General features: G+C 45.1%; 9 protein-coding genes. 5 read left to right on the plus strand and 4 right to left on the minus strand.

The features are described 5' to 3' along the window. Positions 1-218: 218 nt before the first annotated feature. Positions 219-3,038: a response regulator gene (locus tag RIE73_RS23105; protein ID WP_446403422.1), complete on the minus strand. Its 2,820-nt coding sequence runs from the start codon at positions 3,036-3,038 to the stop codon at positions 219-221. A gap of 19 nt (positions 3,039-3,057) precedes the next feature. On the opposite strand from RIE73_RS23105, the gene RIE73_RS23110 reads away from it, so the two are divergent. From RIE73_RS23110 to RIE73_RS23130, 5 genes are all read left to right on the plus strand, one after another. Next, positions 3,058-3,225, plus strand: coding sequence for a hypothetical protein (locus RIE73_RS23110; RefSeq protein WP_446403423.1), 168 nt, complete (start codon positions 3,058-3,060; stop codon positions 3,223-3,225). A gap of 57 nt (positions 3,226-3,282) precedes the next feature. After that, positions 3,283-5,574: a chemotaxis protein CheW gene (locus RIE73_RS23115; protein WP_446403424.1), complete on the plus strand. Its 2,292-nt coding sequence runs from the start codon at positions 3,283-3,285 to the stop codon at positions 5,572-5,574. Positions 5,575-5,653: 79 nt separating this feature from the next. Then, a complete protein-coding gene (locus RIE73_RS23120; RefSeq protein WP_446403425.1) occupies positions 5,654-6,091 on the plus strand; it encodes a chemotaxis protein CheW in 438 nt (145 codons plus the stop codon). Between the two features lie 185 nt (positions 6,092-6,276). Continuing rightward, complete coding sequence (locus tag RIE73_RS23125) at positions 6,277-7,125, plus strand: ParA family protein (protein ID WP_446403426.1); 849 nt, start codon at positions 6,277-6,279, stop codon at positions 7,123-7,125. 115 nt (positions 7,126-7,240) lie between these two features. Continuing rightward, positions 7,241-8,056 (plus strand): CheR family methyltransferase, encoded by an 816-nt coding sequence (locus tag RIE73_RS23130; protein ID WP_446403427.1) that lies wholly within the window; start codon positions 7,241-7,243, stop codon positions 8,054-8,056. A gap of 223 nt (positions 8,057-8,279) precedes the next feature. Here the strand turns inward: RIE73_RS23130 and RIE73_RS23135 are convergent, their stop codons facing one another. The 3 genes from RIE73_RS23135 to RIE73_RS23145 form a co-directional block, all read right to left on the minus strand. Then, complete coding sequence (locus RIE73_RS23135) at positions 8,280-8,687, minus strand: hypothetical protein (protein ID WP_446403428.1); 408 nt, start codon at positions 8,685-8,687, stop codon at positions 8,280-8,282. Between the two features lie 179 nt (positions 8,688-8,866). Next, a complete protein-coding gene (locus RIE73_RS23140) occupies positions 8,867-9,637 on the minus strand; it encodes a hypothetical protein (protein WP_446403429.1) in 771 nt (256 codons plus the stop codon). 125 nt (positions 9,638-9,762) lie between these two features. Then, entirely contained in the window at positions 9,763-10,581 is an 819-nt protein-coding gene (locus RIE73_RS23145; RefSeq protein WP_446403430.1) for a type 1 glutamine amidotransferase, read from the minus strand. Between the last annotated feature and the right edge of the window lie 188 nt (positions 10,582-10,769).

The raw sequence follows: 10,769 nt of genomic DNA on the forward strand, positions 1-10,769 counted from the left end.
GAACGAAAAATCGGGCGTTTCGGCTTTTAGAAGTTAGCTTGACCGAACCTAATTTTGTACGGTTTTTCCCCCTTGTCTACTTTCCTTCCTTGTCCTCCTTGTCTTGTCCCAACCATAAAATAAAAAACCTACACCTGTAAGCTGGGGGAGAGGGGTTGAGCTTAAGTTGAATTGGGCGCACGTCGGTGCGCCCCTACGGTTTCTGGATATAATTAATTTTAAGACAAAGCTGTTTCTACCCGTTGATATTCTGCCTCGATTCCAGACAGCATGATCTCGGTTCCTTCAGTCGTTCCTGCTTGTCCTCTATGTTCGAGTTCACTGCATAATTGAGATAATGGTATTGCCCCAACCGTCATACAAGCACCCCGTAATTTATGGGCGGCGGCTTGAATCGCGGTGGTGTCTTTTTGGGTAACCGCCTCTCGAATCGCTTGCAGGTGTCGGGGTGCAGCTTGACGGAATTTATGCACAATTTCTAGCCAAAAGTTTTCCGCATCTTCTCCCATTAAGTCTTTTAACTCCTCAAAGGTTTCTGGATCAAGGGGTGAAACCTCTGCTACTGTGGATGCGATCGCGCTTTGTGATTGGCTGTTTTGCCCATTTTCATGAATTGGTGTGATTCCAGAGACGTCGATCTTATTTTTCGCGCGATCGGGAAAACCTTTCTCTTGCAAGGAGGGAGGCTTTGAATTTTGCCCCTGATCCGGTTCCTGCTGATACTCGGCTTCAAGTTCAGCAATTAGCGTACTCGCACGAGTTATGAGTTGCTTTAATTCTGTCAGCGTCTGTCTATTCATCGTTGGTGAATTCGTTTGAGGAAGGTGTTTTTCCCTTGCCGGAAAATCTCCCTTCTGTTCCACAAAAGTAGGTTGAGTTAAATTATCGGTTGTCTCACTATCCTTTCTACATCCCCTCTCCTGGGCGTAATAGTGCAACGCTTGCACCAACGCTTTTACCCGCACAGGCTTACTGATATAGTCATTCATACCCGCCTCAATACAGGTTTCGCGATCGCCTTTCATCGCATTCGCTGTCATGGCAATAATCCAAGGATGGGTTGACGAGTTTTGAGTTAACCTCCTCCTCTCCCTGATTTCCGCAGAGAATTGTTGACGAATCCGCTGAGTTGTTTCCAACCCATCCATCCCTGGCATTTGCATATCCATCAAGATCACATCGTAATCACAACGATTCACCGCCATCAGCGCCTCTTGTCCACTATTAGCAATATCGGCGCTATATCCTAACCGTTGTAACATTTCACAGGCGACTTGATGATTAACCTCGACATCATCTACCACCAATATCTTTAAGGGTAGGGTTTTACCCCATGCAGTATTGAATGGAGGGGGTGATACAGTGGGCTTGATCAACGTTGATTGTTTACCCGAAATTTGTAGCAAAACCTGATGCAGTTGTGCTTGTTTAATCGGCTTATAAATAAAGGCAGCAAATTCCACTCGCCCTTGGTATTCATGACGACTAGGTTTCCCGCCCGAACTCAAAATTAATAACGGTATATTTCTACCTTCGGGTAAAGTCTGAATTCGTTCTGCTAGCGCTACACCATCCAGATCGGGCATGTGGTAGTCTAGGATTGCCAGATCAAATTTAGGTTCACGACGCAAGAGTTTGAGGGCTTTAAATCCGGACTTGGCGCAACGAACCACCATTCCCCAAGACTTAGTTTGGAGGGTGAGAATTTGGCGATGCGTCGCATTGTCATCCACAATTAATACCCGTAAACCTGTTAACTCAGGTTGGGGAAAATCCCACGGTTGAGAGACTGATGAGGGAATTGATGGTGCCTGGAGAGTGAACGAAAATTGAGATCCTTTGCCCACTTCGCTGTCTACCCACATCGTACCGCCCATCATTTCACTTAAACGTTTACTAATCACCAATCCTAACCCCGTTCCCCCATATTTCCGGGTTGTGGAACTATCCACTTGGCTAAAGGGTTTAAACAGTCGATTCATCCGATCAGGGGGAATCCCAATTCCTGTATCTCTCACTGTAAATTGAATTTCGTATTGATGGGAAACGTCCAGACATTCCACGGTCACGTCTCTACGATTCTCTGGGCATTTCTTGGCACAAACAGAAACAACGACTTCTCCTTGTTCCGTAAACTTAATCGCATTACTGAGTAAATTTAGCAAAATTTGCCGCAGTCGTGTGACATCCCCCAGAATTGTCGTCGGAGTTGTCGCGTCAAATTGATAAGCAATATCAAGTTTTTTTTCCGCCGCTTTGGGGGCGACTAAATCTAAGGTGTCTTCAATACAAGTTCTTAAATTAAAGGCTTCTGCTTCTAACTCCAGTCGGTTGGCTTCAATTTTAGAAAAGTCCAGAATATCATTAATAATGGCAAGTAACGCATCGCCACTGGTGCGAATCGTATGCACAAAATTTTGTTGACTCGGAGATAACCGACTATCTAATAATAATTCGGTCATGCCGATAATACCATTCATGGGTGTGCGAATTTCATGGCTCATTGTTGCCACAAATTCACTTTTAGCTTTGTTGGCAGATTCGGCTTCAACTTTGGCTTGTTTTAGTTTAGCTTCGACTTGCTTACGCCGTTGCAGTTCATCCTGATAGTTTTGAATCCGCTGGGTGAGTTCGGTGACATCTTGAATCGCAATTAAAGCATAAACTCCATCGCCGATGAGTGCAGGAATTGGCGTCACACTGGTTTCTTGAATTCGTTTCTTTGTATGCGGTTGATCTTTACTAATCAGAGATCCGTGCAGTTGTGACGAAAATACCGCAGGTAAGCGACTCTTGAAGACTTGCTGTAAGCGAATGTTATATCGGGGTTGATTAACTTGCGGAAAATGTGTCGCTAAGGATGTGCCAACGATTTCTGATTTGGGCAGTTTTGTCCAGTTTTCTAAGATATGGTTCCAAAATAAGACGACAAAATCCTGTCGGATAATACACAATCCCACAGGAATCCGGTCAAGGATACTAAAGTGTTGGGTGATGGTTTCTAGTTCAGGGTTGATGGTTGATGAGTGAGGGGTCATAGTTCATGGTTCAGGGGTGATGGTTTATGCCGATCGCATTGTACTCGGTATCCGATGGTTATTTTTCTCTCATCCGATAAAAAAAGAAGCCGTTGGACTCGTGGGGACGGGTTATTTTTTGCGGCTAGAGTTTAATCCAGGTGTCACATTCCTACAGATGTTAAGGTTTGCTAAATTTTGTAATTAGAATATAATAAATGAAGTCAAGTTGGCAATCATACAGCAGCAATCCTGAGAGAGTTGAATGGAAATCGATGAGGATCTCAAGGAATTCTTAGTGGAAGGCTACGAACACCTGAATCAACTCGAAGGGGACTTAGTAGCCTTGGAACGAAGCACCTCAGATGCAGAGGTGATGAACCGGATATACCGCCATCTGCACACGATCAAAGGAAACAGTGGTTTTCTCGGTTTAGAGAAATTACAGGAAATTACCCATGGGGGAGAAAATTTACTCAGTCGTTTACGGGAAGCGATGATTCCGGTAACACCGGATATTACCAATGCGTTATTAGAAGTAATTGACGCCATCCGCGATCACTTTGAGAGTCTCGAAACCACGGGCGAAGAAAGTTCACGCGATCGCACGGCTTTATTAAATCAGTTAAATGCATTACCTGCTGAGAATGTGGAGAGGGTAAAGGATCACGAATCCGAATCTGTAGGGGGACATTCGCACCCAGATCTATCCATTTTATACCCAGATCCCAATCCGAATGCTTCCGCCAATCCCCAGACATCACATTCCCATTCCCCCTCACCCATCACCAACAGCGCCATCCGTGTTGATGTGAATCTCCTGGATAAGTTAATGAATCTGGTGGGAGAATTGGTACTCTGTCGCAATCAGATTTTAGAATTTGCTAATCAACAGGCGGTGAATGCTGAACATGATGATGCGTTTAAATCAGCATCGGGACGATTAAATTTAGTTACTTCCGAATTGCAAGAAGGGGTAATGAAAACCCGGATGCAACCGATTCGCACAATTTGGAGTAAATTCCCCCGTGTCGTGCGCGATTTGGCGGTGAGTTTAAACAAGCAAGTGCAATTAGAAATGGAGGGAGAAAAGACAGAATTAGACAAAACCTTAATCGAAGCGATCGCCCATCCTCTCACCCATCTTGTCCGCAATTGTCTGGATCATGGGATAGAACCCCCAGAGGTGAGGACAGCCGCTGGAAAATCGGCAGTAGGACATTTATTACTCCACGCCTATCACGAAAGTGGACAGGTGAATATTGAAGTATCTGATGATGGCAAAGGAATTGATCCGGAAAAATTGAAACAAAAGGCGCTACAACAGGGAATCATTACGCCAGCACAAGCCCTACAAATGACCGAACAACAAATCCTTCACCTGATATTTTTACCCAGTTTATCCACCGCTGAAACCGTAACCAATATTTCTGGACGGGGTGTGGGAATGGATGTGGTTCGGTCAAATATTGAGAAAATTAGTGGGACGATTGATGTTGAGAGTCAGTTAGGGAAAGGGACAAGGTTTAAACTGAAGATTCCTCTAACTCTGGCGATTATCCCGACATTAATTATTACCAGTGGTGGCGATCGCTACGCTATCCCCCAAGTGAATCTTTTAGAATTAGTCCGTTTAGATCGCGATCAAGCTGAACAGCGGATCGAATGGTTTCATGGAATGCCTGTTTATCGGTTACGGGGAAATTTATTACCCTTGGTTTACTTAAATCAGGTGTTGCAACTGGACAACAATACCGGAGTTCAGGATTCTAGACGTAGAGGGGAGATATCGAACTCTAAGCCCAAAAAATCCAGCCTCGAACCGGATCAAACGATTAATATTGTTGTTGTTCAAGCCACTGAGAAACCCTTTGGGTTAGTTGTCGATGCGATTAACGATACCCAAGAAATCGTGGTTAAACCGTTAGGAAAACCGCTCAAATCCCTAGCTTGTTTTGCAGGGGCGACAATTATGGGGGATGGGAAAGTGGTTTTGATTTTAGATGTCCAAGGTTTGGCGCAAAAAACCCTAATCACTTCTCCGGAAAAGGAAAAAGCCTTAGTGAATGAGGACAGTCAATCGGTGAATTCTGCCACGATTCCCCAGCAGCTTTTAGTCTTCTACGCCGCCAATCAGCGACGTTTGGCTATTCCTCTGTCTAAGGTATCGCGCCTAGAAGAATTTCCGCGCGATCGCATTGAATCTTTAGGCGATCAAGAGGTGATTCAATATCGCCAGCATATCATGCCGCTGATTCATTTATCGGCTGTTTTCGGTAATGGTTTGACTGGGATTCAGCCGTGCGATCGCCCGGAAATCAGCGAGGATAAACAGTCGGTCATTGTTGTCTCTTTGGAGGGAGAAAAACAAGTGGGTTTTGTGGTGGATCAGGTGGTGGATATTGTTGAACAAGTTATTGATATTCAAGGGGTGTCTCCGCAAAAGGAAATTCTCTGTTCAGCGGTGATTCAGGGGAAAGTTACTGAAATTATTGATATTAACTCTCTGGTGGATCAGTCGTTATGCCTAACTCAGCCAATGTTAGTTGAAGTTTAAGGAAAAGCCGGGAAGTTAACTGCACCCAGAACCGATGACAAATGATGTAGCTTGCTTCTCGCCAAAACGAGGAAGACGAATGACAAATACGACTCAATTATGTACTTTTTTCCTGGATCATCTTTTTTTTGGGATTGAGGTAGACAATGTTCAAGAAATATTACGTCATCAGGAGATGACACGAGTTCCCCTTGCGCCTCCGGTTGTGGCGGGTTTAATTAATTTACGGGGACAAATTGTGACGGCGATTGATTTGCGACGACGATTGGAGTTAAAGCCACGGGATGATGATCGGTTACCGATTAATGTAATTGTCCGAACTCCTGATGAAACGGTGAGTTTGTTGGTGGATGAAATTGGCGATGTTTTGGATGTTTGTGATCAGGATTTTGAACGTCCTCCTGATACGTTTAGGGGGGAGGTGCGAGAGTTGATTCGCGGTTCTTATAAGTTGCAAAATCAATTATTGCTGTTTCTGAATGTGGATAATGTTGTTGATTTTACGGTGATGGATTAAGAGTTTTCAACGCAGAGGGGCGCAGAGGTTGGCGCAGAGGGGCGCAGAGGGGGTTAGATGAGGGGGTGCTGAATTTGGAGTTTGTAGTGAGTGCTGTCTTCACTTCTGGCACGCTTCGTGCCTACTACGAACCCAGGTTAGGTGAAGGGGGGCTGTGATTATGTGTATGCTTTTGAGGTGGATTGATGGGTAAGAAAGAAGGAAAGTCTGTGGCGTTTGCTAATGTTAAAGGGGGAACGGGGAAAACAACGACTTGTGTGAATGTGGCGGGGTATTTGGCTAAAGTAGGAAATCAAGTTTTAGTGGTGGATTTTGACCCTCAAGGGAATGCGACATCAGGCTTGGGGATTGATGGTAAAGGGTTACACTATTCGATGTATGATGCTTTTTTAAATCAATGTCAGGGGTATAGTGGTGTTCCGATTACTAAGGTTATTTTAGAAACGGATATTGAGAATATTCATATCGCCCCTTCTGTCTTAAATCTAGGGGTTGCACCGATGCTGTTGCAAGAGACGAAGGATAAAACGGGGATATTGCAGCGAATTCTGGAACCTGTACAGCGGTTTTATGACTATATTTTGATTGATGTTCCTTCTGATGCTGGATTGTTTCTTTTCAATAGTTTGAGAGCAACTCATCAAGTTGTTGTACCGATTGATCCGGGGATTTTCTCTTGGGAATCGCTGGATCATTTAAAAGCTTATTGCTGTGATTTAGTGGAGAATAAAGGGCATAATATTAAAGACTGGACAATTGTTTTAAATAAAACAGTGAGTCAAACCCGTCAATCCCGGAAATCCAGCCAGTTAAATCCGTCTGAGGAAATTGAGTCAAGTCTCCAAGAGGGTTCAGATGCGGTGTTTGTGGTTCCCTATTCGGTTTTAGTTTATCGATCGCAGCAAGAAGGATTACCCATTTCTCACTATACAAACAAAGCCAGCAAAATTGGCAAAGCCTACGCCGCGATCGCTACTCATTTAACCCGTGTATCCAACTCTACCGAAATACCAGACAAAGAACCGAGTTTGTAGGGGCGAGTTTGACAGTTATCGTTTTTTACCTCACCCAGATATAACTAAACCCGCCCTAACAAGTTTTGAGTTACCCATTCCCTATTCCCTATTCCCTATTCCCCATTCCCTACAAATGACCAATTCAGACTTTAATTATATTCGCCAACTGGTGCGCGATCGCACAGGTGTTGTTCTTTCTGAGGACAAACAGTACCTGGTAGAGTCTCGTCTAATGGGTTTAGCCAAACAGATTGGGGCAAATTCGGTCAAGAGTTTAGTGGCGCAACTGCAACAAAAGCCATTTCATCCGCTTTGTCAATCCGTTGTCGAAGCAATGATGACCACTGAAACCTTTTTCTTTCGAGACGATAACCCATTTCAGGCATTAAAAAATGTTATATTACCCGAACTCATTCAACAACGACAAACCGAACGCCATCTAACCATTTGGTGCGCGGCTTGTTCCAGTGGACAAGAACCCTATAGTATTGCCATGTTGCTGCGTGAGCATTTTCCTGAACTTACTACTTGGAACGTGCAATTAATCGCCAGCGATATCTCAGATGTAATGCTCAATCGCGCCCGTTCCGGATATTACCATCCCCATGAAATAAATCGTGGCTTACCCTTAAATTTGCGACAGAAATACTTTGAAGCCAAGGGTCAAGGATGGACAATTAAACCCGACATTCGCCAGATGGTGGAGTTTCGCCCCATTAATTTAACCGAAACGGTTTTACCCTTATCCCAGGTTGATATTATTTTCCTGCGAAATGTCTTGATCTATTTCGATATCGAGACAAAGCAAGAAATATTAGCCCGGTTACGGCGGGTATTACAACCCAATGGCTATTTATTTCTCGGTGGTGGGGAGACAACGGTGAACTTAGATCATGCCTTTGAGCCCGTACAATTTGATAAAGCGGTGTGTTACAGATTGCGAGGGTAGGTCATTGGTCTTATGTCATACTATAGCAATCCTATTTGAGTCGTGTCCAAAAATCTGATAATTTTCGGCAATGGGCAATGGGCAATGGGCAATGGTCAAGAGTTTCAATGCTTTTTTCTATTTTTAGTTGAAGCCGAAGGACGTGATTGAACGAATGACAAATGACATAAGACGAATGACATAAGACGAGTCCCACCGCCCGCCTTTAATTGTCTCCACCTACTTAGTCCTCTGCCTTAACAAAGACACCTAAACCAAAATCACAACTTCTGTTCCTTGACGAACATTTACTCATTTTGACATTAATCTCATATCTATCCTCGGCTGGAGGAACAAAAGGAACAACAGCGACGGCATAATCGGTCATATCCGATGCGATGACATTACCTTGCATATCTTCGACAATGATATCCACATCCTCACAACTCTTATCGCAAACAGCAACAAAACTGTACTCTCGACTGGGCGATAAAAAGACGGTCTTCGGTGCTTGCGCCCCTCTAGAGAGTCTGGCTACTGTTCGTGGAAATACCAGTTGATAGCCCTCCTCGTCTTGGGCTTCAATCACGGCTCGAATTTGAGCTTCGACTTCTTGTTCCGATTCGTTCAGGGGTCTAGCGGTTGCAGCCATCTCAAGTGTAGTCACTGAAAACAGCGCTAGGGTAGACACAAGTAGGCGTTTAAAACTCTTCATGGTAATCAGGGTATAGTATGAAGCCCAAATCGAATATTGTACACCGTCGGTTCGCGATCGCCTATTCTTCGGTTTCGTTCAACTACTCAAAAGACAAATGACAAAGGACAAATGACCTAAGACTCCTCCACAGGCGAAAATTCCCTCGTTTTCGGTGAATATTCCCAGGCGACGCCTTCTGGATCTTTACTTTGACTCCATTGGGCAAAATCTGGGTCAGATTTGCGCTTGCCGATGGTACTCGAATGTACATCAAGTCGCTTGGCTAATTCTGCCTGAATCAAAGACTGACTTGGTTTATCTTTATCCTGGAGTTGAGGTGATGATGTCTCCTTAGGGGATGGGGCTGTGTCCTTAATGTCCTCGCCTTCAGTCTCAGACTCTGACGTCTCTTCTATTTCCTCCTCCGTCTCATCCTCTTCATCCTCCATCAGCCATTGAACCAGCTTTGGGGCTTGGTTGGTCAAGGATTCAGACTCTTGTTCCGGTAGCGGTTCACTGCTTTCAAAGATACTTCCCAGTGCATTAGCCGTGAGAAAGTAATAGACGATACCTTTATCCTCGTAGTCTCGCCGCTTCGCCCCAAATTCTTCTGCCTTTCTATCCAAGTATCGCTGGGCGGCGGTTCCAGAGATGTTCGCTTTAATGGACAAGTCGAGGGGCGTCAAGCAACCCTGATTGTCTTTGATCAGTTGATTGAAGAAGGGATTGACTTGCTTACTCCATTGTAGCCACCGATACTGCTGCCAAATTTTCAACAGAATAATCACAACCAAAAGCGCAAGCAGATAGGGCCACGTTTTAAACAACAGGACGAATACAAACGCGATCGGGAGTAGGAGAATTAGAATCCCTGTAGTACTGCTATCAATTACTTTTCCGGTCATATCCCTGCTTGCAATTTTCTCTTAAGCGTAAGCGAATTACGATAACGATGGCATTCCCTTGACTGACAGCCCAGCCTTAGCTGGCTCTAGCCTAACTTAAGCCATTGATTGGCATAATGCCTATCTCAACAGTTTACGGGTTCTTGAGCCAGGTTGGTCAGCGAGAGGCGTTTTAACATCGCTGCCCGTGCTTGCTTTGCTAACGTATCATCTAGGGGCGTCAAAGTGATAGGGGTTTGGTACTTTTGTTTTAATCCGGTTTGGATCAGCCAATCGGCGATAAAGGGATTCTTGGGCAAAAGTGGACCATGGGAGTAGGTTGCGATCGCGTTTCGATAAAATGCCCCTTCCATGCCATCCTCGCCGTTATTCCCGTAGCCTTTCATCACTTTACCTAGGGGGGAGACGTTCCCCAAATAGGTACGCCCGCCATGATTTTCAAAGCCAATCACAATCGGCTTACGTCCCAGCATCTGTTCTAAGTCTTGGGCGAGGGGAGAGGCGGTTAACTCAAAGACGACATTGCCAATGCAGCGACGGGCATTAGGTCCAGGATGCTTACTGACAAAATCCAATAGTCCTAATCCTTCAATCCGTTGACCTAAAGCGGGTTCGTAATAGTGACCCAACAGTTGCGGGGAACCGCAGGTAAACACGCCAGGGGTTCCGGTTTCCAGTTTCTGCCGCAACCTATCCGCCTTTGCCCCCCGCAAGTCCCGCATCACAATTTCCTGCTGTCTGTCTTGGGCACCACCCCCCATAAACACATCGACGTGATCGAATTGGTCAGCCGAGGTTTGCTGGTCGAGGGGTAGGACATTGACCCGAATCCCCCGCCATTGAGCGCGTTGTTGCAGGCAGATCACATTCCCGCGATCGCCGTAGGTACTCATTAGGGTCGGGTATAGCCAGCCAATCGTTAGTTCTAGGTCTTCAGAATTCATCGTTTTTGCTTACTCTCTATCTACGTTTTACAGGCTGACTAGAGGGAAAACGGAAAGAAGTCCTGTAGAGGCGGGTATAGCCACAATTGTAGGGGCGGGTTTAGGGACTCAATTCAAATATCCACCAATAATGGAACAACTTGCACCCGCCCTCCCTCACCGCTAACAGTTCAACCCAACCCACCCTT

It is taken from the genome of Coleofasciculus sp. C1-SOL-03 (assembly GCF_040220555.1).
Classification (GTDB): domain Bacteria; phylum Cyanobacteriota; class Cyanobacteriia; order Cyanobacteriales; family Coleofasciculaceae; genus Coleofasciculus.

Bases quoted from the DNA above. Each gene is read 5' to 3' on its own strand.
- RIE73_RS23140 (WP_446403429.1), bottom strand. From the start codon at position 9,637: ATGACCGGAAAAGTAATTGATAGCAGTACTACAGGGATTCTAATTCTC.
- RIE73_RS23135 (WP_446403428.1), bottom strand. From the start codon at position 8,687: ATGGCTGCAACCGCTAGACCCCTGAACGAATCGGAACAAGAAGTCGAA.
- RIE73_RS23130 (WP_446403427.1), top strand. From the start codon at position 7,241: ATGACCAATTCAGACTTTAATTATATTCGCCAACTGGTGCGCGATCGC.
- RIE73_RS23120 (WP_446403425.1), top strand. From the start codon at position 5,654: ATGACAAATACGACTCAATTATGTACTTTTTTCCTGGATCATCTTTTT.
- RIE73_RS23115 (WP_446403424.1), top strand. From the start codon at position 3,283: ATGGAAATCGATGAGGATCTCAAGGAATTCTTAGTGGAAGGCTACGAA.
- RIE73_RS23145 (WP_446403430.1), bottom strand. From the start codon at position 10,581: ATGAATTCTGAAGACCTAGAACTAACGATTGGCTGGCTATACCCGACC.
- RIE73_RS23110 (WP_446403423.1), top strand. From the start codon at position 3,058: ATGGTTTATGCCGATCGCATTGTACTCGGTATCCGATGGTTATTTTTC.
- RIE73_RS23125 (WP_446403426.1), top strand. From the start codon at position 6,277: ATGGGTAAGAAAGAAGGAAAGTCTGTGGCGTTTGCTAATGTTAAAGGG.
- RIE73_RS23105 (WP_446403422.1), bottom strand. From the start codon at position 3,038: ATGACCCCTCACTCATCAACCATCAACCCTGAACTAGAAACCATCACC.